Genomic DNA, 22,620 nt, shown 5'->3' with positions numbered 1-22,620 from the left:
CATCCAGCATGCCAGCTTCCGGCCGGGCCGCCGTGGGCTCACGCCGGAGGACACCGCCGAACGTGCGATCGCACGGTGGCGCCGCTCGCCCCGCCCGGTACCGTGGAACGGTGACCGAGCACGAGGCATCCACGAATCATCCGTCGCCCGCCGAACTCCTCGACATCGCCCGCGATATCGCGGTGCGGGCTGCCGCCTTCGCGCTCGAGCAGCGCGCCCACGGCGTGAGCGTCGCCGCGACCAAGTCGACGCCGATCGACATCGTCACCGCCGTCGATCGCGACACCGAGGCGCTCATCCGCGAGCTGATCCTGGCGGCGCGCCCCGACGACGGGATCTTCGGCGAGGAGGATGCCACGCGCATCGGCACGAGCGGCCTGAACTGGGTGGTCGACCCGATCGACGGCACCGTCAACTTCCTCTACGGCATCCCGCAGTGGTCGATCAGCGTCGCGGTCGTCGAGGGGCCGCCCTCGCCCGAGGAGTGGACCGCCCTCGCCGGCGTCGTCGTCAACCCGGTCGCCGGCGAAGTCTTCGAGGCGAGCGCCGGCGGCGGCGCACGGCTCGCCGGCGAGCCGCTGCAGGTCACCACGGAGGTTCCGCTCGATCGCGCCCTCGTCGCCACCGGGTTCGCCTACTCGCTGGAGCGGCGGGTCGGGCAGGCGAAGGTGGTCGCCGACCTGCTGCTGCGCATCCGCGACCTGCGCCGCCTGGGGTCCGCCGCGCTCGATCTCTGCGCCGTGGCGGCCGGCCGGCTCGATGCGTTCTACGAGGCCGGCCTGAACCCCTGGGACCACGCGGCGGGCGCGCTGATCGCCCGCGAGGCGGGCGCGCTCGTGGGCGGGGCGGACGGTCGTCGCGAGAGCGCCGACCTGCTCGTCGCGGCCGGCCCGGGGCTGTACGAGGAGCTGCACGGAGCCATCGCCGCAGCCTCGTGAACGGAGGCTCCAGAACCGGTTCGAAGGGGATTGCCAGCTCGACCCGGGCGTGTCCTCGGGGACACGCCGAGGGGGAGTGGGTCAGGCGTCCGAGAACATGGCGCGAGCGCCCGAGTCGGGTTAGTCTTTACCGATCTGTTATCTCGGCAGCGGTCGGGATGCCCACCTCCGCCCCGCGACCGACCCCGACGCCGAAAGCCTCCACGTGCTCGAGTCCCCCCTCGTGCCCGACGATTCCACGCCTGGCACCACGCCGCCCCGCGGCCTGCCGTTGACCCGCCGCGAACTGCGCGAGCGCGAGTCCGCAGCCGCGCGGCAGGCGGCGGCGACGGGCTGGGCGGATGCCTCGGGCCGGGTGGATGCCTCGGGTCATGTTGATGCCTCGGGTCGTGTCGAGCCGACGGCACCCGCCGCGACTCCGTCCGTGCCCGCGTCGGCGCCCGCGCCCGCCGCGACTCCGTTCGTGCCCGAGCCGGCGCCGACGGCGTACCCGAGTGCGCCCGGACGCGCCGCGTGGACGAACGCGCCCGCCGAGTCGTTCGACTCGCGACGGTCGGCCCGTCGCGCCGAGGCATCCGACCAGGCGCCGATCGAGGCCGGTCGCCCGGCTGCGTCTGCAGCGCCGGCCGCACCCGGATCCCCCGCGGCGGCCCAGCGTCCGGCGGAGGCGGCGGCTCCGGCGCCGGCTCGGTCGCAGGTGCCGGGCGTCCAGGCCGGGGCGTCTTCGTCGCAGGCCGCAGCGGCCCAGACGACGCCGGGCCATGGCGCGGCGGCGCCGTACCGGGCCGCGGCTGCCCAGGCGCCCGCGGTTCCGTCGCAGGCGGCCGCGCAGGCCGCGTCGGCTCGACCGGCGGGTCAGGGTGCTCACCCCCAGGCATCGGCAGCTCGCGTTCCCGGGGTGCCCGCGCAGGCGCCCGCCGTGCCGCCGCACGTTGCGCAGGCCCAGGCCCAGGCCCAGGCCCAGGCCCAGGCACAGGCACAGGCACAGGCACAGGCCCAGGCACAGGCCCAGGCTGCTCCGGTCCGCGCTGCTGGCTTGCCGGCCGCGCCCAGCGGCCGGGCAGCGGCGACCGGCTCGACGGTCGGGGCTCCCGCGGCGGCCGTTCCTGCTCGGCGCGAGGCATCCGTTCCGTCCGCGATGCCCGCTGCATCCGCGGACTCGCGGGGCCCGCGCGACGGCGTCGATTCGCTCGCCGACCTGTTCGGTGGCGTGGGCATCGTCGATGCCGGTGACGCAGCGGACCTCGCGGCTCAGCGCCCCGACCGGCGCGAACGACTTCGCGACCCGGGCCCGACGTCCGTCCCCGGCGGCCGACGCCGGGCCGGCGAGGCATCCGATGCCGGTACCGCGCCGGCGCCGACGGCCAGCCGTCCGACCGGGCGGCGCGGCGCGGAGGCACCGCCGACCGAGGCGCGCGCCGCGCGTGTCGCGGCGAGCGGGCGGCCCGTCGGCGGACGCCGTGCGAACCGCGCCGTGCGTGCGGTGGCCGCCCTCGGCTTCGCCGCGCTGCTCGCCGTCGCCACCTCGGTGCCGGCGTTGTCGCTGCTCACGCCGGACGACGTGCAGGCGCTCGCGCTCACCGCGTCGCTCACGGCGGGCGACGGCCAGCGGATGGTCGTCGGCGACGAGCTCGCGCTGCCGGGCGTCGACAACGAGGGCTACAAGCACCAGACGATCCAGGAGTACGCGGAGGCGGCCGGCATCCGCGCCGAGGCGACGTTCACCAACAACCCGGCGGGCACGATCCAGTGGCCGTTCAAGGTCGGTGTGCACATCGGCGACCGGTTCGGGTACCGCGACTGCGCCGGCTGCTCCGAGGACCACCACGGGCAGGATTTCAACCCCGGATACGGCGCCGAGATCCAGGCGATCGCCGACGGCGTCGTGTCGGTGTCGACCGACGCGGGCGGCTCCCTCGGCGTCGTGACGATGATCGACCATGTCATCGACGGCGAGGTCGTCACGAGCGTCTACGCGCACATGCAGTACGACACGCGGCGGTTCGAGGTGGGCGACGTCGTGCACGTGGCCGACGTGGTCGGCAACACCGGCTCGACCGGCATGTCGACCGGCCCGCACCTGCACTTCGAGATCCGCATCGGCGGCGTGAACGGCGAGTGGGTCGATCCCCTCGACTGGCTGTACGCCAACACGAACTAGCGCGCGCCTCGCACGTCTGACGCGTCTGACGCGTCTCGTCCAGGACGTCGGCAGGCCCGGCGCGAGTGAGCCCGATCGTCATGCTCGGCGACTCCTCCTCAACAGCTCGCGTCGTGGGGTGAGGTCTTCCCGCTGCCCGAGGTCCGACGAGAGCGGCGCGAAGCGCGACGGATGCTTCGGGGATGACCCGATTCGCACCCTCAGTCGATCTCGTTCGTCGAAACGGCGGCGCACTGCCTCTCGGCCGCCTCAGGGCAGCCGGTGCGCACGAGGCCGATATCCGGGCGGCGCTCCGTGCAGGCGCCCTGGTCCGCGTACGGCACGGATGGCTCGCGCTTCCCGATGCTCCGATCGACGTGGTGCGGGCGGTGCGCGTCGGGGGGACCCTCACCGGCAGCTCGGCGCTCCGGCTGCTGGGAGTCTGGCTGCTCGAGGATGACCGGCTGCACGTGCGCGTTCCGCCGACCGCGTCGCGACTCAGGTCCCCGCACGGAGGGCGCGAGTTGCTCGACGCCTCGCACGGCGTGTGCGTGCACTATCGGCACGATCCGCTCTCTGCTCGCGGGAGCGTTCGCCCGGCCCGTGACGGTGCGATCACCGCCATGGCCGAGATGTTCCATTGCAACGGCGTGGTGCCGGCGATGGTCGCGCTCGAATCCGCGCTCAATCGTGGCGTGCTGCCGCTGCAGACCCTCGATGCGCTGCACGGCATCCTTCCGGCGTGGGCGAAGGGCTACCTCGACGACGTGTCACTCGAGAGCGACTCGGGGCTCGAGACGATCGCGCGACTCCTGTTCCGGCGACTGCGCATCCGCGTCCGTGCGCAAGTCGCGATCGCCGGAGTTCGGAGGGTCGATCTCCTCGTCGGAGATCGACTGGTGCTCGAACTGGACGGCCGAGCGTTCCACACCGGCGAGGACTTCGAGCGGGATCGACGGCAGGATCTCGAACTGACGCTGCGCGGGTACCTCGTGGTGCGCCTGTCGTATCGGATGGTCGTGCACGAGTGGGATGCCACGCATCGCGCCGTGCAGGAGTTGGTCTCGCGGACTGCATCGCTGGGGTGGCGCGAGCCACGCCCTGCCGCCCTTCGTAGAGCGAGCTACAGGAAAATCGGCCCTATCCCCGCTGTGAGCAGGGGATAGGGCCGATTTTCCTGTAGTTCCGGGGCACCACGCGCAGCGCGCGGACCCTCCGGGAGCCGCGCCGTTACGCGCGGAGCCAGACGGTGGTGTCCTGGGGGAGGGTGCCGTCGGGGAGGTCGCCGGAGGCGAGCAGCACCTCGCCGGCGGGCAGCGCGACCGCGTCGGTGCCGGTGTTCGCGACGACGAGCAGGTCGCCGTTGCGGAACGCGGCCACGTCGGCCGGGAAGCCGTCGGCCCACTCGAGCGTGCCCGAGCCGAGGTCGCGCTCACGGCGGAGCCGGAGGGCGTCGCGGTAGAGCGACAGCGTCGAGGTCGGGTCGTCGGTCTGGCGGTCGCGGGCGAGGTCCGCCCACTCGGCCGGCTGGGGCAGCCACGAGGCATCCGACGGGCCGAAGCCGTACGAGGGCGCGTCGGCCTCCCAGGGCAGCGGCACGCGGCAGCCGTCGCGGCCGTAGCGCTCGCCGTTGGTGCGGAACCAGGTCGGGTCCTCGCGGGCGTCGTCGGGCAGGTGGATGACCTCGGGCAGGCCGAGCTCCTCGCCCTGGTACAGGTACGACGAGCCGGGCAGCGCGAGCATCAGGGCCGTCGCGGCGCGGGCGCGGCGCAGGCCGGTCGCGTACTCGGGCAGGCCCTTCGACTTCGGGCCGAGGCCGTGGCCCTGCGGGTTGTCGGCGGTCACCGCGAGGCGGGTGGCGTGACGGACGACGTCGTGGTTCGAGAGCACCCACGTCGACGGCGCTCCGACCGAGCCGAACGCGTCGAGCGACGCGTCGATGACCTTGCGGAGCGCGGCGGCCTTCCACGGCGTCTCGAGGTAGGCGAAGTTGAACGCCTGGTGCATCTCGTCGGAACGCACCCACTTCGCGACCTTCGACAGCGGGTCGACCCAGGCCTCGGCGGCGAGCACGCGCTCGCCGGGGTACTCGTCGAGCAGCGCGCGCCAGTCGCGGTACACCTCGTGCACGCCGTCCTGCGCCCAGTAGGGGGCGCCGTCGCCGTTCTCCTCGCTGATCTGCGGCTCGAGCGCGACGCCCGTGGCATCCGCCCCGACCGTGTCGCCGGCCTCGTCGAGGCCGCCGGCGCCGCCCATGCTGCCCGCGCCCTCGGCGGGGGTCCAGTCGGGCAGGCCGTCGGCCTTGATCAGGCCGTGCGCCACGTCGACGCGGAAGCCGTCGGCGCCGCGGTCGAGCCAGAAGCGCAGGATGCGGCGGAACTCCTCGCGGACCTCCTCGTTCGACCAGTCGAAGTCGGGCTGCGACGCGTCGAAGAGGTGGAGGTACCACTGGCCGGGGGTGCCGTCGGCCTCGGTGACGCGCGTCCAGGCGCGACCGCCGAAGACGGACTCCCAGTTGTTCGGGGAGCTCGCCCGACTCGCCGGCGCCGTCGCGGAACAGGTACCGGGCGCGCTCGGCGCTGCCGGGCGCGGCGGCGAGCGCCTGCTGGAACCACTCGTGCTGGTCGGAGGAGTGGTTCGGGACGAGGTCGATGATGACGCGGATGCCCCGGGCGTGCGCCTCGGCGAGCATCGCGTCGAAGTCGGCCAGCGTGCCGAAGCGGGGGTCGACGTCGCAGTAGTCGGCGACGTCGTAGCCGGCGTCCTTCTGGGGCGACGTGTAGAAGGGGGAGAGCCAGATCGCGTCGATGCCGAGGTCCTGCAGGGAGGCGAGGCGCGACGTGATGCCGGCGAGGTCGCCCATGCCGTCGCCGTTCGCGTCGGCGAATGAGCGCGGGTAGATCTGGTAGATCGCGGCAGTGCGCCACCACTCGGAAGTCATGGCGGCAACTGTACGGCATCCGGATACAGCATGGAAACGCTTGCAACATCCACCGGCAACCCAAAGGTCACGAGCCGGTATCAATGCGCGCCTCGCGGTTTGGTAAAGAACTCGTGACAAGGTATACCTGTAATCGCTTGCACGATTCGCAGGCGTTCCAATACGGAAGAACGGCCTTTCGGGCTCGGTGCCACGCCCCGCGCAGCGGGGCGGGAACACAGCTCCCGCGCACCAGGCGAAGGCGCCGGACTACGCAACTGAGAAGGGCACACACCAATGAGGGTGAACACGAAGGGCCTCCTCGCTGCAGGCGCCGTCGCGGTCGTCGCGACGCTCGGCCTCGCGAGCTGCGCGAGCGACAGCGGCTCGACCACGGAGGAGTCGGCGTCGAGCACGCTGACCGTCTGGGTCGACGCCGAGCGCGTCGACGCACTGAAGGGCGCAGCCGAGGCGTACACCGAGAAGACCGGCGTGAAGGTCGACCTCGTCGGCAAGGACAACGCCGACATCAAGGACGACTTCATCCAGCAGGTCCCGACCGGCAAGGGCCCCGACATCACCATGGGTGCGCACGACTGGCTGGGCGAGCTGTCCACCAACGGCGTCGTCGCCCCGATCGAGCTCGGCGACTCCGCCGCCGACTACCTGCCCGTCGCGATCGACGCGTCGACGTACGAGGGCACCACCTACATGCTCCCCTACGCGGTCGAGAACATCGCGGTGCTCCGCAACGCCGACCTCGTCCCCGAGGCCGCGACGAGCTTCGACGACATGATCGCCAAGGGCCAGGCCGCCGGCCTCACCCAGCCGTTCGTCGTCGAGCAGGGCGCCGAGGGCAACCCGTACCACCTGTACCCCTTCCAGACCGCGTTCGGCGCTCCCGTCTTCGGCTCGACCGACGCGGGCTACGACCCGACCGACCTCCAGCTCGGCAACGCCGGCGGCGAGGCCTTCGCCCAGTGGCTCGGCTCGCAGGGCAAGAACGGCACCGGCGTCTTCAACACCGACATCGACGGCGACATCGCGAAGGACGCGTTCCTCACCGGCAAGGCCGCCTTCTGGCTGACCGGCCCGTGGAACGTCGGCTCGGCGATCGACGCCGGCCTGAACGTCGCGATCGACACCGTCCCGAGCCCGACCGGTGAGCCCGCCTCGCCGTTCGCCGGCGTCAAGGGCTTCTTCATCTCGGCCGAGTCGAAGAACAAGGTCGCCGCGGCCGACTTCCTCGTGAACTACATCGGCACCGAGGACGTGCAGCTCGAGCTCTTCAAGGCCGGCAACATCCTCCCGGCCCTCACCGCCGCCGCCGAGTCGGCGTCGAGCGACCCGATCATCGAGGGCTTCGCCGCCGTCGGTGCCGAGGCCGTGCCGATGCCCGCCATCCCCGCGATGGGCGCCGTGTGGCAGTACTGGGGCATCGCCGAGGCCGAGATCATCAACGGTGCCGACCCGGTGGCGACCTGGCAGAAGCTCGCCGCCGACGTCGAGGCCGCGATCGCCGGTTAGTCAACGGATGCTCCGGGGGTGGGCGCGTGATGCGCCCGCCCCCGGATTTCCGCTGTGAGGAGGAGAACCCGATGACCACGACCATCGACGACGACCGCTCGGTCGAGACATCCGATCCGTCGACCCCGCCCACCAAGCGACAGCGTCGCGCCGCAGCCCTCGCGGAGGCGGCATCCGGCAGCATGATCGCGCTGGTCGCGAAGCTCATCGGCCTCGCGATCGTCGACGCGCTCGCGGTCTACGCGGTGTTCGTGCTCATCGCGCACGGCCAGTGGATCGTCACCGCGATCGTCGTCGCCGTGACCGTGCTGGTCAACTGGATCTACTTCTCGCGCCGGCGCCTGCCGGCGAAGTACCTCACGCCGGGTGTCATCTTCCTCGTCGTGTTCCAGGTGTTCGTCCTCCTCTATACGGGGTACATCGCCTTCACCAACTACGGCACCGGCCACAACGGCTCCAAGGAGCAGGCCGTCTCCTCGCTGATGGCGTCGTCGCTGCAGCGGGTCGAGGACTCGCCGACCTACCCCGTCACCGTGGTCGACCGAGCCGGCGAGCTCGGCCTGCTCGTCACGGACCCCGAGACCGGCGACGCGTACGTCGGCACGAACGACGAGTCGCTCGCCCCGGTCGACGCCGAGTTCGACGGCGACACCGCGGTCGCGACCGACGGCTGGACCAGCCTCCAGTTCGCCGACGTGCTCGCCCGCACGGACGAGGTGACCGCCCTGTCGGTGCCCTACTCCGACGACCCCAACGACGGCGCGCTGCGCACGCCCGACGGGCAGAGCGGCTACCGCTACATCTCGACGCTCGAGTACGACGAAGCGGCCGGCACCATGACCGACCTCGAGACCGGCACCGTCTACTCCGACACCGGAGTCGGCGCGTTCACCGCCGAGGACGGCGAGCAGCTGCTGCCCGGCTGGCAGATCACCGTCGGCTTCGACAACTTCATCCGCGCGGTCACCGACCCGCGCCTGGCCGGCCCGCTCGTCTACGTCACGACCTGGACGTTCGCGTTCGCGCTCATCTCGGTGGCGTCGACCTTCTTCCTCGGCCTGTTCCTCGCGATCGTCTTCAACGACATGCGGATGCGCGGCCGGAAGATCTACCGGGTGCTGATGATCCTGCCGTACGCGATCCCGTCCTTCCTGTCGGCCCTCGTCTGGGCGGGCATGATGAACGAGAGCTTCGGCTTCATCAACCAGGTGCTGTTCGGCGGCGCCTCGATCCCATGGCTCACCGACCCCGTCCTCGCGAAGGTGTCGGTCATCATCGTGAACCTCTGGCTCGGCTTCCCCTACATGTTCCTCGTGTGCATGGGCGCCCTGCAGTCGATCCCCGACGAGCTCCAGGAAGCGGCGACGGTCGACGGCGCGCGGCCGTGGGCGGTGTTCCGCCTCATCAAGCTGCCGCTGCTGCTCGTCAGCGTCGCGCCGCTGCTCATCGCGTCGTTCGCGTTCAACTTCAACAACTTCAACGTGATCTACATGCTCACCGACGGCGGACCGCGCGACTCGAATGCGCCGATCCCCGTCGGCTTCACCGACATCCTGATCTCGATGGTCTACAAGGTGGCCTTCACCGGCCAGACGCGCGACTACGGCCTCGCGAGCGCCTACTCGATCATCATCTTCATCATCGTCGCGATCATCTCGATCATCGCCTTCCGCCGCACCAAGAGCCTCGAGGAGCTGAACTGATGGCCGTACCCGACGCCGTTCCCGGCACGCAGACCGGGCTCCTCGCCGGCGAGGCGGAGGAGTTCGCGGATGCCTCGACCCGCGCGTACTCATCGCAGGGCGAGGGCCCCCGCCACATCCCGACGAAGCGCCCCTTCAAGTTCGGGCGCTGGTTCACCGCGACCGGCTGGCGGCACGTCGTCGGCGTGGTCATGGTCGTGTTCTCGCTGTTCCCGATCGTCTTCGTCGTCTCCTCGTCGCTCAACCCGCACGGCACGCTGACCGGCTCGAATGCGCTGTTCTCGAAGATCGGCCTCGACAGCTACGTCCGCATCCTGAGCGACCCGCAGGTGCCGTTCGCGACCTGGTTCGGCAACACGCTGCTCATCGCCGGCGTCACCGCCGTCGGCACCGTGTTCCTCGGGGCGCTCGCCGCGTACTCGTTCTCGCGAATGCGGTTCACGGGCCGCCGCTTCGGGCTCATCTCGATCGTGATCGTGCAGATGTTCCCGCAGCTGCTCGCCGTCGTCGCGATCTTCCTGCTCATGTCGACCATCGGCGACCTGTTCCCGGCGATCGGCCTGAACACGCACATCGGCCTGATCATGGTCTACCTCGGCGGCGCGCTGGGCGTGAACACGTACCTCATGTACGGCTTCTTCAACACCATTCCGGCGTCGATCGACGAGGCGGCGAAGATCGACGGTGCCGGGCACGCCCGCATCTTCTTCACGATCATCCTGCGGCTGGTCGCGCCGATCCTCGCGGTCGTGGCGCTGCTGTCGTTCATCGCGTCCGTCAACGAGTTCGTCGTGGCATCCGTGCTGCTCATCGACACCGAGAAGCAGACGCTCGCCGTCGGGCTCACGAAGCTCGTCTCCAACCCGCGCTACGCGGACTGGAGCGCGTTCTCGGCCGGCGCCGTCATGGCGGCCCTGCCGGTGGTCGCCCTGTTCCTCTTCCTCCAGCGGTACATCGTCGGCGGCTTGACCGCCGGCGCGGTCAAGTAGGGACGGGTCAGTAGTAGCCCAACTGGTGGCCGATCGCGACGCCCACGACGGAGCCGATCGCGACCAGTACGCCGCCGATGCCGAAGCCGATGCCGATCGCGGTCGCGCGGTCCATCCGGCGGCGGAGGCGCCGGCCGGCCGGGGCGACCGGACCGGCCGGCGCCTCGGCGCCGGGCACCCGCTCGTCGACGTACAGATCGGTGCGGTCGTGGAACTTCGCGCCGACGACCGCTCGGATGCGGTCGAACCGCTCCCACGTCGCGGGCTCGGTCCAGGCGAAGCCGCCGGGCCTCATGACGATGAGGAGGTCGTCGCGCACCTCGACGTCGAGGTCGCCGGTCTCGTCGATGAGGAGCGCCATGAGGTCGGGGGTGAAGACGTAGAGCGCGTCGCGCTCGTACCCCGTCGGCACGTAGAGGCGGAAGTGCCGGTCGAAGTCGCCCTCGAGCGACAGGCGCTGGTCCTCCTTCGGCGGCCGCACGAGGCTCGACCCGATCAGGCCGTCGTTCCGGCCCGCGTCGAGGAGCAGGTTCGGCAGGAACCGCGGCAGCCGGATCGCGAGGTAGCCGACGTCGATGCTCGACACCGGCGAGCCCGACCGGACCCGCGTCGTCACGCGGATGCCGGACTTCGTGGTGCGGACCGACTCGGCCGTGCGGGTACCGCCTCGGAGGTGCCCGGTCTGCCAGTCCGGACCGGTGACCTGGTCGTGCGCGGTGCCGTTCGAGACCCGCTCCCAGAGGTCGGGGCCGAGCGCGGGCAGGTCGCCGACCGCGCGGTACGCCCAGCCGTTCGCGTGGGCGAACGCGGGCAGGCCGCCCTCGGCGGTGAGCAGGTCGAACCCGGTGGCCATCGGCGCTCCTCCTCGTCCGTGCCCGTGGGCACCGGGCCATTCTGCAGCACCCGCGGCCGGCCCCCGACCACGTACCGGCCGCGCAGGCCCTACCGTGGGGGATCGCGCGCCTGCGCCCCCGCCCCCTTCCGATCGATGAATGGATGACCCGGATGCCGACGCCGCACCACGACGGTTCCCCCCTGCACGTCTCGACCGCGACCCCCGCGCTCGGCGAGGTGGTGCGCCTGCGCCTGCGCGTGCCCGCCGGGGCGCGCGCCGCCGACGGTTCGCCGCTCGGGCCGCTCGCCTGGGTGGGGACGCGCTCGAATCCCGATCGCGAGCCGCGGTTCGAGGAGGCGGTGCAGCTGGGTGCGGCGGAGGATACGTCGGGCGCGCGGGATGCGTCGGGCGCGGCGGATGCCCCGGGCGGCGACGGCTGGCACTGGTACGAGGCATCCGTCGAGGTGGAGAACCCGGTGCACGGCTACCGGTGGCTGCTCGTCGGCGAGGACGGGCGGCAGCACTGGCTGAACCAGGTCGGCCTCTCGGCCACGGAGCCGCGCGACCACGACGACTTCCGGCTCGTCGCGCACGAGCCGGCGCCGGCGTGGGCGGCGGCGAGCGTGATGTACCAGGTGTTCCCCGACCGATTCGCGAAGTCGGCCGACGCGCCGTTCGACCGGCTCCGGGCCGCGGGCGAGCTGCCGACGTGGGCGATGCAGGCCGAGTGGGGCGCCGCGCTCGACCCCGTGCCACCTGGGCGCTCGTCGCAGGTGTTCGGCGGCGACCTCGACGGCGTGCGGGAGCGGCTCGACCACCTCGTCGACCTCGGCGTCACGCTCCTCTACCTCACGCCGGTGTTCCCGGCGCGGTCGAACCACCGGTACGACGCCTCCACCTTCGACCGCGTCGACGACCTCCTCGGCGGCGACGACGCACTCGTCCGGCTCGTCGAGGCCGCGCACCAGCGCGGGATCCGCGTCATCGGCGACCTCACGTCGAACCACTCCGGCGATGCGCACGAGTGGTTCCGCATCGCCCGGGCCGACTCGCAGTCGCCCGAGCGCGGGTTCTACTCCTTCGACGGCGACGCGCCCGATGCCGGGTACGCGTCGTGGCTCGGCGTGCCGAGCCTGCCGAAGTTCGACTGGTCGTCGACCGAGCTGCGGCGGCGGTTCGTCGAGGGCTCCGACTCGGTCGTCGCGAAGTACCTGCAGGCGCCCTACGGGCTCGACGGGTGGCGCATCGACGTCGCGAACATGACCGGCCGGCTGGGCTCGGTCGACCTCAATGCCGAGGTGCGGCGGGCGATCCGCCGCACGATGCTCGACGTGAACCCCGACACGATCCTGCTCGCCGAGTCGACGAACGACGCCGCCTCCGACTTCCAGGGCGACGCGTGGCACGGCGCGATGACGTACACGCCGTTCACGCGGCCGGTGTGGAGCTGGCTGCAGGAGCCCGGCAGCCCGGGCGGCGGCGGCATCGGCTTCGCGCTCGCGCGGGTGCCGACGCTCACCGGCCCGGAGTGGGTGGGCGCGCACCGCGCGTTCGCGGCCGGGTTCCCGTGGCGCACCCGCACGGCCACCATGAACGCCCTCGACACCCACGACACCCCGAGGTTCGCGACGAACGCTCGCCCGGGCACCGTGCCGGTCGCGTTCGGGCTCGCCGTGACGCTGCCCGGCATTCCCGTGGTCTGGGCCGGCGACGAGTTCGGCCTGACCGGCGTCGACGGCGAGGCGAGCCGGACGCCCATCCCGTGGGACCGACGAGACGCCCCCGAGGTCGCGCCGACGCTCGACGCGTACCGCACCCTCATCGGGCTGCGGCGATCGCACCCGGTGCTGTCGGAGGGCGGCATCCGCTGGCTCGCGGTCGACGACGACGCGGTCGCGTACGTGCGCGAGGGAGCGGATGCCTCGGTGCTGGTGTTCGCCGCGCGGAGCGCGGCCCGGGTCGGGATCGCCGGCGATGCGTTCGCGGGCGGCGCCGGCTCGGTCGGCAGCGGGTCGGATGCCCCGGAGCGCCTCGTGGCGTTCGGGGAGGTCTCGCTCGAGGCATCCGATGGGGTCGTGCTCGAGAGCCGGGGGCCGGCGTTCGGCGCGTGGCTGCTGCCGGGGGTCGTCGCGCCCGGGGCGTGACCCGTGCCGACGGCGGCGAGTTCAGCCGCCGACGATCACGGTCGGGGCACCCGGGCCCGGCGCGATCGGCGTGCCGTGCATCGAGAGGTCGCCGAGGCGCGCAGCGGGGAACCCGCCGATCATCACGGTCATGCTGCCCATCGCGATGCCGTTCGGGGCGGGGGAGACGCACACGATGCCGCCCGGGATGTTGTTCGCGACCGCCGCGGGCATGCCGCCGATGAGCACGGTCGGCACCGCGGCGGCCGGCGTGATCGGGCCGCCGACGTGCGGCTTCGGGCCGTCCATCAGCGAGCACAGGGCGGTGTCGCCCGCCCGCAGCGCCGGTCCGGTCGGCATCGTCAGCCCGTCGTGATGAGCACGCCCGAGACGAGCACGTTCGCGCTGCACGGGGTGTTCGGCGCACCCGTGGGTGACGTGCAGACGACCTTCGCGAACAGCTCGTCGTCGGCGAGGATCTCGATCGGCGTCACGAAGTGGAAGTCGAGGTCTCGGGAGTTCTCGAGCCCCGTGCTGAGGATCGGCGCGACGACGTCGCGGTTCTCGAGCGTGAGCAGCCCGAACGTGCCGCCCGGGTTCTGCACGACCAGGTCGGTGATGCGGTAGACCGCGTTCTCGGGGACCGTGAAGCGGGTGCTCTCGTCGGTGGCGCCGGCGCCGGCCGACGCCGACAGGCGCAGGGAGACGTACTCGGTCACGACCACCGGGCCGCCCGCGACCGGCTCGACCGGTTCCGTCGGCTGGCCCACGGCCTCCTTCGCCTCGTTCGCGCTCTGCGCGGCCTGGTCGGCCTGTTCGGCCGCGGCATCCGCCCGCTTCGTGGCATCCGCCACCGGGCCCTCGATCGCCTCCTTCGCGGTCGCCTCGATCGCGGGCTTGAATACGAGGAACCAGAGCGCGATCAACGCGAGCAGCAGGAGGAGGAGCGCGAGCAGCGCCTTCCACAGCCAGCGCGGGAAGACGCGCAGCTGCGTGTAGCTGCCGTCGAGCGTGCGGGGCTCGGGTGCCCCTTCGCCCTGCGGCACCACGGTCAGGGTGAACGGATGGTTCACGTCGGCGCCGCGCCACACACGCTGGCGCGGATGCAGGTCGACGTCGACGAACAGGGCGTGGCCGGGATCGACCTGGACGTCGGGCGTCGGCGTCGTGATCGTCAGCGCGTCGCCGCTGGCGCCCGCGATCGCCGCGGCGAGTGGCACGTTGCCGCGGTTGTCGACCGCGAGGCGCACCCGCCGGCGGCCGCGACCTCGGGAGATGCGGGGCACGAGTTCGGCGTCGACCTCGGCGAACGGCAGCAGCTCCACGTCGGCCTCGGCCGACGCGGCGAACTCCGGCTGCTCGGCGGGCAGCACGCGGACGCCGACGGCGACCCGTCCGGGCAGCGCCTCCGACGTGCGCGGCGGAGCGACCGTGACCACCGCGGTCTCGCTCGTGCCGGGATAGATCGTCAACCGGTCGGGTTCCACCGTCGTCCAGCCGGCCACCGGACCCACCGGCGACAGCGCGTACGACTCCACCAGCAGCGAGTCGTTCGCCACCGTCAACGTGAAGGTGGCGGACTCGCCCGGCAGGATCGCCGCGGAGCGCGGCTCGAGCGTCGCAGTCGTCGCCATGCCGTCACCGTACGGTCGCGCGCCGGCGGCGGGAGCGGCCGAGCGGACACCCGCCGGTGCAGATCGGTTGCCCGTTGAGCCGTTGTTTACTGCGCGAAGAGCACCGGGGGGCAACATGGCGTCAGGTCCGCTTTCCCCCAGGCGCGCGGGCACCGCATGACACCTGAGGGGGAACCATGTCCCGAACGACGGTTCGCGTCTTCGCACGCGACCCCATCTCCGAAGCCGGCGTCGCCAGCCAGCTCCGGCCGAGACCCGAGGTCCGCGTCGTCACGCCCGACGAGGACCCGCCCGACGTCGTGCTCGTCGTCGTCGAGCACGTCGACGACGAGGTGGTGAACACGCTGCGGTTCCTGCGACGGAACGGCGACGCCCACATCGTGCTCGTCGTCTCCGACCTCGACGACCAGGGGCTGGTGCGCGCCGTCGAGGGCGGCGTCGTCGGATTGGTGAGGCGCAGCGAGGCGACGCCCGACCGGCTCGCCGCCGCCGTCGTCGCCGCCGGGCGCGGCGAGGGCTGCGTACCGCCAGACCTGCTCGGGCGGCTGCTCGACCAGGTCGGCCGGCTGCAACGGACCGTGCTCGACCCGCGCGGGCTCACGCTCACCGGGCTCGCCGCGCGCGAGGTCGAGGTGCTCCGCCTCGTCGCCGAGGGGTGCGACACCGCGCAGATCGCGCGGCAGCTCTCGTACTCGGAACGCACCGTCAAGAACGTGCTGCACGACGTGACCACCCGCCTCCAGCTGCGCAACCGCTCGCACGCGGTCGCGTACGCGGTGCGGGAGGGGCTCATCTGAGCCACCGCCGCGGGTTGCCCGTGGGGGCAATCCGCGATGCCCCGAACGGTGCCCGGCGCCCGCGGCGGGCCGCGGGGCACCGGTCGCACAGTGGGTACGTGGTGAGGGGACCGACGTGAGGATCGTGCGCCTGCTCTCGGGTGTCGCGGTTGCGGCCGTCGTCGCGACCGGGGCGATCGCGGCCGCGCCGACGTGGGCGGGGGCGGCTTCGGCTTCGGGCTCGGTGTCCGGTTCGGCCCCCACCGCTCGGGCGGGATCCGTGCAGGCGGTCGAGGACCCCGGGAGCGGAGGCACGGGCGACGGCGGGGTCGTCGCCGTCGACGCGCCCGACGACGGCGAGGGGTTCGACCTCGACCTCTCCCTCGATCCGGTCGACCTCGCTACGGGCGAGACCCTGACCGCGACGATCACGGTGACCAACCACGACCGAACCGCTCCAGCGAGCCACTCGGACGCGGTGGGAGTGCACCTCGCCTGGCCTGCCGATCGGCTCGAGTGGGTGGACCTCGAGGGCGACGGATGCGACGACTGGTCGAGCGAGATTCATGGCCCGATGCCGCCGGGCGAGGAGCGGTGCTTCCTCGTGGGCGCTGTCGCGGCGGGCACCGCAGCGACGTTCCGGGCGTCGTTCGAGTACTCCGGCACCGGGATCGCGGCCGCCGCCGGGCCGCTGACGCTCGCTGCGACCGTCGACTCCTGGATCTGGGATTACGAAGACGGGTTCGAGGAACTGTGGTTCGAGACCGTCGACGTGGTCACCGACACGGCAACCGTCCCCGTCGTCATCGCCGGCGACCCGCCCGACGACGGTAAGGGCTTCGACATCCGGATCGCCGCGGAACCGGCGATCGCCAAGATCGGCGACATCGTGACCGTCACCTTCACGGTGACCAACCACGACGTGGCGTTCGACGCCGAGAGCCCCGATGAGCTCCTCGCGGTGGAGCTCGTGTGGGAGGAGGGCGGGTTCGAGCGACGGGAGGTCGCCGAGGACGACGAGGTCTGGTGGCATCCGGCGTCCGACGGCGACGACACGTTCCGCGAGCGATGGCCGACCGCCTCGGGCGATCGGTGTCTCATCCCGGACATGGAGGACCCGTCGGAGGCGCCCACCGGAACGTGCACGGTCACGTTCGTCCAGCGCGGGATGTACCCGCCGGCGACCGCCGACTTCACCGCGACTGTGCACTCCTGGGCGTGGATCGAGTCCTCGGAGGAGGACGAGTGGATCAGCTCCGAGCCGATCGACGGGCGCGCGCGGACCTCGGCGACGGCGACCGTCGCCGCCGGCCCCGTGTACAAGCTCTACGCGGACCACTCGGAGTTCCTCGACCTCGGGGCGGTGGGTGCCACCGAGCCGGTCACGGCCGACTACGAGGTCTGGACGTCCGAGGAGAAGGTCCGCGGTCTCGGGGACGCCACCCTCGTCGTCCGCCTGTCCTGGCCGGCCGGGCTCGCGCTCGGGGCCGGGCAGGTGCCGGAGGAGTGCGAACTCGTCGACGCGACGAGCATGGACTGCACGATCCTGCAGGCGCACCTCATCCCGGGCCTGCCGGACCCGCCGACACCGGCCGACGACTGGTGGGGACGGGAGCTTCGGGCGTGGGAGCTGGAATTCACCGTGCCGGCGTCGCAGTCGGAGCGGGAGCGACTCGGCGCCTTCGCGATCTCGTTCGTGGAAGGGGTCGCCCTCCCGCCGCGGACGGTCGTCGCCCCGCCGATCCCGATGACGCCGGAGTGGGTGGATCCCGCGTCCGACCCGTTCGCCCTCCTCGACCGGATCTTCACGACGACGACCACGCTCGACCGCGACACCGTCGAACCCGGCGACGGGATCGTCACCGCCACGTTCACCGTGACCCACCATCCCGACGTCACGACCGTCCTGCCCGAGGTACTGGTGAACGTGCGGCTGGATTGGCCGGCGTTCCTCACGCCCACGGTCGAGCCGGCCGTATGCGGCGACCTCGGCGACGGGATCTGCTCCCTCACCGGACTCAACGAACCGGGTGACACGGTCTCGTTCACCATGGTGTTCGCCGTGTCCCCCCAAGCGGCGGGTGCGGGACGCGTGCAGCTCACCCCGGAGTCGGTGATCATCCACGAGGAAGAGAGCGACGAGAGCGACGAACAGGACCACGTGTACCCATCGACCTGGATCGAAGGGTCGGGGGCCGACATCGTCGTCGTCACCGAGGTCTTCGTCAGCCAGGTCACGATCGACCGCGATCGCACCTGGCCGGGCGATGAGGACCTCCTCGTGACGGTCCGCGTGCAGTTGGCCCGCGCCCTCCCGAACCGGATCCCCGTGTTCGTCGGGTTCGAGGTCGGCTGGCCCGAGGACGTCGCGGAACTCGTCGATCCGCCCGGCGTCGAGGGGTGCGATCCCGTCGACGGGCTCCTCTGCACGTTGCAGGAGTGGTCGGGCGCCGGTGACGTCAAGGAGGTGACGTTCCGGCTGGAGCCGACGCAGGTCGGCCCGCTCGATGTCGCGGTGACGCCCGTGTTCGTGCGGCTCGGCACCCAGCAGGAGTACCGACCGCTTCCGGTCGCCTGGTTCATCGGCGACGAGGCATCCGTCACCGTGCTCGACGCGCGCTTCGACGTCGACCTCGTGCTCGACCACGACCCCGGGTACCGTGGCGGGCACCCGCTCGGAACGACGACGACGATCACCCGTTCGCCGGCCACCGATGGCGGTGAGGGGTACGACCCGACGCTGCCGAACGCCATCGCACGGGTCGAATGGACCTGGCCGGGCTTCCTCGCGCCGGGCGCCGTCCTCGGATGTCCCGGTTTCGCCGGGCAGGCGTGCGCGTTGTCGGGCCTCGACGCCGTCGGGGCGACCGCCCAGGTCGGGATCCCGTTCCCGATGCCGGCGCCGCTCACCACCCCGCCCGACCCGGTGACGGGACCGTTGACGGCGCGCGTCGCCGCCGTCTCGTTCGACGTCACCACGCGGACGCTCCCGCCGCTCCCGGAGCCTCCGGAGGAGCCGCCGCCCTGCGACAGCGAGGACTGCTGCGACGACAGCGGATGCTGCGACGACAGCGGATGCTGCGACAGCGACGACTGCTGCGAGCTGGGAACACCGGAATGCCCGGTCGACCCGCTGCCCGAGCCCATCGAGACCGTCGAGCGGGTCGACGCCCCCGCCGAGTGGCTCGGCTCCGACGAGGCATCCTTCACCCTCCTGCAGCCGCGCGCGTGGTTCGTACCGGCCGTCGCGAATCCGGGCGACGTCGTCACCCTGTTCACGCAGTACTTCCCGCCCGGCGAGACGCTGGGGGTGGCGTGGCAGCTCCAGCACGCGCAGGCGACGCCGAACACGCTGCCGACCGTGCTCGTGGGCTCGCCGGCGGGCGAGCAGGCCCGCAAGGAGGTGCTCGTGCTCCGCCGGGCGCTGCCCGGGTCGCGGTGGCTCGACGTCTCGAGTCCGCTGGGGACGTTCGGCACCATCCGGTCCAGCACCGTGCTCATCGCGCCGCGCTCCTCGGTGGCGCCCAACCTGGTCGGGAGGGGCGGATGATCGGCGAGATCGACGACGCCATGAAGGCGCTCGTGCGGGAGGCGCCCGGGATCGGCGCCGACATCGACGTCGTGCTCGACGCACCGACCAAGGACTGGGCGGCGAGGCGCAACGCGCCGACGGTCGACCTCTTCCTCTACGACATCCGCGAGGACCTGAAGCGGCGCGAGCAGGGCTTCCTCGAGGAGCGCGACGAGCGCGGCATCGTGACCGTGCGGCGTCCGGCGCCGCGCTACTTCAAGCTGTCGTACCTCGTCACCGCGTGGACCCAGCGACCCGACGACGAGCACCGGCTGCTCGACGCGCTGATGCGCTGCTTCCTGCGCTTCGACGCGATCCCCGAGGCGTTCGTCGTCGACACGCTCGCCGAGACGGGCCTGCCGGCGTGGGTCTCGGTCGCGCTGCCGCCGCCGGAGGACCGCGCGTTCGCCGACGTCTGGTCGTCGCTCGGCGGCGAGCTGAAGCCGTCGCTCGACGTCGTCGTCACCGCGCCGATCACGACCGGGGTGGAGTACCACGTCGGGCCGCCGGTCACGGCGGGGATGCGCGGCGACTTCAACTGGATGGGCGTCGACGCCGCCGAGGACCGCACCGCTCGGCCGGCTCCCACGGAGCGGTGATGATCGACGACCCGAACCTCACGCACCTGCTCGGGCGGCTGGGCGTCATCGAGGACCGCATCCGCCGGCTCGTGGCCGCGCGGCGCGCGGTCGACCCGCAGCCCGACGACCCGTTCCGCGGGCTGTACCTGAGCGACGAGCTGATCGACCGCCTGCTGGGGGAGGCGCACGGCGTGCCCGACTGGTCGGATGCCTCGGCCCGCCTCGCGGCGTGCGAGCAGGGCGCCGACCTGGCCGAGGCGGCCGGGCACCGGCTGCGGCTCCGCGAGCTCGAGGCGACGTTCGGGCTGAGCGGCCTCGACGTCGACCTCCTCGTCGTCGGCCTCGCCGCGGACCTCGACCCGCGGTTCGAGCGTTTCTTCGGGTACCTGAACGACGACGTGGGCCGGCGCCGGCCGTCGGCGGCGCTCGCGATGGAACTGTGCGGCGTCGCGCTCACCTCCGCCGCCGACCGTGCACGGCTCGTCAGCGGCCCCCTGGTCGCCGGCTCGCTGCTCACCCTCGACGACGCCGACCGCCCGCTGCCGACCCGGGCGCTGCGCATCCCCGACCGCGTCGTCGGGCACCTGCTCGGCGACGACGTCAGCGACCGCGCCCTCGACGGCGTGCTGCACGAGCCCGCGCCCCTCGACTGGGGCGACGGCGGCGCGGTCGCCCGCGCGCTCGCCGGAGGCATCCGCTCGGTCTACCTGCGCGAGCACGCGACCAGCTCGGGGCGGGCGATCGCGGCGCGCGCCCTGCGGGCCGTCGGCCTCGACCCGATCGAGCTCGACCTGACCCGCATCGGCGCCGACGACGAGGGCGTCCACCTCGCCCGGCTGGCCGCCCGGGAGGCGCGACTGCGCCGGTGCGGCCTGATCGCCGGGCCGGTCACCCGCGACCTGCCGGCGGTCGTGCTCGATGCGCTCGACGCGTCGCCGCAGCCGACCGTGTTCGTCGGCGACGGCGCGTGGGATCCGGCGCGTTCGGCGACGCATCCGGCCGTCGTGGATGCCCCGCCGAGCACCACGGCCGAACGCGTCGAGCTGTGGCAGTCCGAGCTGGGGCGCGCGGCCGGCCGGCTCGACGTGGCGAGCGCGACGGCGCAGTTCCGGCTCCGCCCGGAGCAGGTGCGCCGCGCCGCCCGGACCGCCCGCACGCAGGCGATGCTGTCGGCCGACGGCGCGATCACGGCCGACGACCTCGCCGCGGGCGCTCGCGCGGAGAACGGCTCGGCGCTCGACCGGCTCGCCCGACGCGTCGAACCGGCCGTCGGCTGGGTCGACCTCGTGCTGCCCCGGGCGACGCTCGGCTCGCTGCACGAGATCGAGCTGCGGGCGCGGCACCGCGAGCAGGTGCTCGGCGACTGGGGCATGCGGCCGGGCGGCGGCCGCGGGCACGGCGTCGTCGCGCTGTTCGCCGGCGACTCCGGCACGGGCAAGACGATGTCGGCCGAGGTCGTCGCCGGCGAGCTCGGCCTCGACCTGTACGTCGTCGACCTGTCGACCGTCGTCGACAAGTACATCGGCGAGACCGAGAAGAACCTCGACCGCATCTTCACGGCCGCCGCCGGCACGAACGCGGTGCTGCTGTTCGACGAGGCCGACGCCGTGTTCGGCAAGCGCAGCGACGTGAAGGACGCGCACGACCGCTACGCGAACGTCGAGAGCGCCTACCTGCTGCAGCGGATGGAGACGTTCGACGGCCTCGCCGTGCTCGCGACGAACCTGCGTGCGAACATCGACGAGGCGTTCACCAGGCGGCTCGACGTGATCGTCGACTTCCCGATGCCGGATGCCTCGCAGCGCGCCTCCCTTTGGGACCGGTGCCTCGGCGCCCAGGTGGAGCGCGCCTCCGACCTCGACTTCCCGTTCCTCGGCGACTCGTTCGAGCTCGCGGGCGGCGCGATCCGCTCGGCCGCGGTGACGGCCGCCTACCTCGCCGCGGCCGACGGCGGCCGGGTCACGATGCGGCACCTCGTGCTCGCGGTCGAGCGCGAGTACCGCAAGCTCGGGCGGCTCGTCGTCGAGCGCGAGTTCGGGCGGTTCTGGCCGGCGATCGCCGGCACCTGAGCGGGGCCGGCCTGCCCGATCGGGCAGCATCCGCGGCCGTCCGGGACGAAAGCCCGCCACGGGCCCGCCGGTCGGCGTGCAATGGAGGGATCGAGGAGGTGCGCCATGCGGATCCACGACGAGGAACGCGGCGTCGACGTCGCGCTCCAGCCCAAGCCCGGTCGCGACGTGGAGACGTCGCTGCACGGGCTCGTCGCCCACCGGCCCGACGTGCTCGGGCGCGACGCGATGCTGCGACTCCAGCGCGAGGCCGGCAACGGCGCGGTGAGCGACCTGGTCGATGAGCAGCGGTCGCCCGTGCACGACGTCATCGGCGCGGGCGGGTCGTCGCTCGAGCCCGGCCTCCGCACCGACATGGAGCAGCGCCTCGGCAGCGACTTCGGCGACGTGCGCGTCCACACGGGGGCGGACGCGCACGCGTCGGCGCAGTCGGTCGGCGCGCATGCCTACACCGTCGGCAACCACGTCGTCTTCCAGCGCGACGCCTACGACCCGTCGTCGACGGCCGGGCGCACCACGATCGCGCACGAGCTCACCCACGTCATGCAGCAGCGCTCCGGCCCGGTCGACGGCACGCCGTCGGGCGGCGGCATCAGCGTGAGCGATCCATCAGACCGCTTCGAGACGGCCGCCGCCGACAACGCGGCCCGCGTGATGGGCGACCCCGCGCCGGTGCAACGCGAAGCCGATGCCTCGGCCGGCGGCCCGGTCGTCCAGCGCGAGGAGGCTTCCGAGGAGGAGGCGGAGGCGTCGGTGCAGGGCCTCTTCGTCCAGCGCGAGGAAGCGTCGGAGGAGGAGGCGGAGGAGGCCTGAG

At 72.6% G+C, this 22,620-nt stretch carries 15 protein-coding genes and 1 pseudogene; 12 read left to right on the top strand and 4 right to left on the bottom strand.

Annotated features, from left to right (window positions below; translation table 11 throughout):
- Nucleotides 1–110: 110 nt before the first annotated feature.
- From ACGGZK_RS01355 to ACGGZK_RS01345, 3 genes are all read left to right on the top strand, one after another.
- The gene (locus ACGGZK_RS01355) at nt 111–938 is read left to right on the top strand and encodes an inositol monophosphatase family protein (RefSeq protein ID WP_395244477.1); all 828 of its coding nucleotides are present in this window, start codon (nt 111–113) and stop codon (nt 936–938) included.
- Between the two features lie 1,138 nt (nt 939–2,076).
- Nucleotides 2,077–3,099 (top strand): peptidoglycan DD-metalloendopeptidase family protein, encoded by a 1,023-nt coding sequence (locus tag ACGGZK_RS01350; RefSeq protein WP_395244476.1) that lies wholly within the window; start codon nt 2,077–2,079, stop codon nt 3,097–3,099.
- A 182-nt stretch (nt 3,100–3,281) separates the two neighbouring features.
- Nucleotides 3,282–4,244, top strand: a complete 963-nt coding sequence (locus tag ACGGZK_RS01345; protein WP_395244475.1) for a DUF559 domain-containing protein — start codon at nt 3,282–3,284, stop codon at nt 4,242–4,244.
- A 64-nt stretch (nt 4,245–4,308) separates the two neighbouring features.
- On the opposite strand, the pseudogene ACGGZK_RS01340 reads toward ACGGZK_RS01345, so the two are convergent.
- A pseudogene (locus ACGGZK_RS01340) lies at nt 4,309–6,019 on the bottom strand (glycoside hydrolase family 13 protein).
- A 276-nt stretch (nt 6,020–6,295) separates the two neighbouring features.
- Between ACGGZK_RS01340 and ACGGZK_RS01335 the strand changes: the two are divergent.
- The 3 genes from ACGGZK_RS01335 to ACGGZK_RS01325 all read left to right on the top strand — a co-directional run bounded on the left by ACGGZK_RS01335 (nt 6,296) and on the right by ACGGZK_RS01325 (nt 10,217).
- Entirely contained in the window at nt 6,296–7,525 is a 1,230-nt protein-coding gene (locus tag ACGGZK_RS01335) for an extracellular solute-binding protein (RefSeq protein WP_395244474.1), read from the top strand.
- Between the two features lie 71 nt (nt 7,526–7,596).
- Entirely contained in the window at nt 7,597–9,228 is a 1,632-nt protein-coding gene (locus tag ACGGZK_RS01330) for an ABC transporter permease subunit (protein ID WP_395244473.1), read from the top strand.
- Entirely contained in the window at nt 9,228–10,217 is a 990-nt protein-coding gene (locus ACGGZK_RS01325; protein WP_395244472.1) for a sugar ABC transporter permease, read from the top strand. The genes ACGGZK_RS01330 and ACGGZK_RS01325 overlap by 1 nt, the downstream gene beginning before the upstream one ends.
- Nucleotides 10,218–10,224: 7 nt before the next feature.
- Here the strand turns inward: ACGGZK_RS01325 and ACGGZK_RS01320 are convergent, their stop codons facing one another.
- Nucleotides 10,225–11,070 (bottom strand): hypothetical protein, encoded by an 846-nt coding sequence (locus ACGGZK_RS01320; protein ID WP_395244471.1) that lies wholly within the window; start codon nt 11,068–11,070, stop codon nt 10,225–10,227.
- A gap of 152 nt (nt 11,071–11,222) precedes the next feature.
- Between ACGGZK_RS01320 and ACGGZK_RS01315 the strand changes: the two genes are divergently transcribed.
- Complete coding sequence (locus ACGGZK_RS01315) at nt 11,223–13,196, top strand: glycoside hydrolase family 13 protein (protein ID WP_395244470.1); 1,974 nt, start codon at nt 11,223–11,225, stop codon at nt 13,194–13,196.
- Between the two features lie 21 nt (nt 13,197–13,217).
- Here ACGGZK_RS01315 and ACGGZK_RS01310 read toward each other — a convergent pair whose 3' ends face one another.
- Together ACGGZK_RS01310 and ACGGZK_RS01305 are read right to left on the bottom strand one after the other, a co-directional pair.
- On the bottom strand, nt 13,218–13,535 hold the full coding sequence (locus ACGGZK_RS01310; protein ID WP_395244469.1) for a PAAR domain-containing protein: 318 nt from the start codon (nt 13,533–13,535) through the stop codon (nt 13,218–13,220).
- Nucleotides 13,536–13,537: 2 nt separating this feature from the next.
- Nucleotides 13,538–14,809: a hypothetical protein gene (locus tag ACGGZK_RS01305; protein WP_395244468.1), complete on the bottom strand. Its 1,272-nt coding sequence runs from the start codon at nt 14,807–14,809 to the stop codon at nt 13,538–13,540.
- A 176-nt stretch (nt 14,810–14,985) separates the two neighbouring features.
- Between ACGGZK_RS01305 and ACGGZK_RS01300 the strand changes: the two genes are divergently transcribed.
- The 5 genes from ACGGZK_RS01300 to ACGGZK_RS01280 all read left to right on the top strand — a co-directional run bounded on the left by ACGGZK_RS01300 (nt 14,986) and on the right by ACGGZK_RS01280 (nt 22,619).
- Nucleotides 14,986–15,606 (top strand): LuxR family transcriptional regulator, encoded by a 621-nt coding sequence (locus ACGGZK_RS01300; protein ID WP_395244467.1) that lies wholly within the window; start codon nt 14,986–14,988, stop codon nt 15,604–15,606.
- A 115-nt stretch (nt 15,607–15,721) separates the two neighbouring features.
- On the top strand, nt 15,722–19,135 hold the full coding sequence (locus ACGGZK_RS01295) for a hypothetical protein (protein ID WP_395244466.1): 3,414 nt from the start codon (nt 15,722–15,724) through the stop codon (nt 19,133–19,135).
- Complete coding sequence (locus ACGGZK_RS01290) at nt 19,132–19,755, top strand: DUF4255 domain-containing protein (RefSeq protein WP_395244465.1); 624 nt, start codon at nt 19,132–19,134, stop codon at nt 19,753–19,755. Before ACGGZK_RS01295 ends, ACGGZK_RS01290 begins: the two co-directional genes overlap by 4 nt.
- Nucleotides 19,755–21,806: an ATP-binding protein gene (locus ACGGZK_RS01285; RefSeq protein WP_395244464.1), complete on the top strand. Its 2,052-nt coding sequence runs from the start codon at nt 19,755–19,757 to the stop codon at nt 21,804–21,806. Before ACGGZK_RS01290 ends, ACGGZK_RS01285 begins: the two co-directional genes overlap by 1 nt.
- A gap of 105 nt (nt 21,807–21,911) precedes the next feature.
- Complete coding sequence (locus ACGGZK_RS01280; RefSeq protein ID WP_395244463.1) at nt 21,912–22,619, top strand: DUF4157 domain-containing protein; 708 nt, start codon at nt 21,912–21,914, stop codon at nt 22,617–22,619.
- The last annotated feature ends 1 nt before the right edge of the window (nt 22,620 follow it).

The sequence above is a fragment of the Agromyces sp. MMS24-K17 genome (assembly GCF_043950245.1).
GTDB lineage: Bacteria > Actinomycetota > Actinomycetes > Actinomycetales > Microbacteriaceae > Agromyces.
The sequence above is the reverse complement of the archived record's forward strand: the minus strand, read 5'-3'. Positions and strand labels throughout refer to the sequence as shown.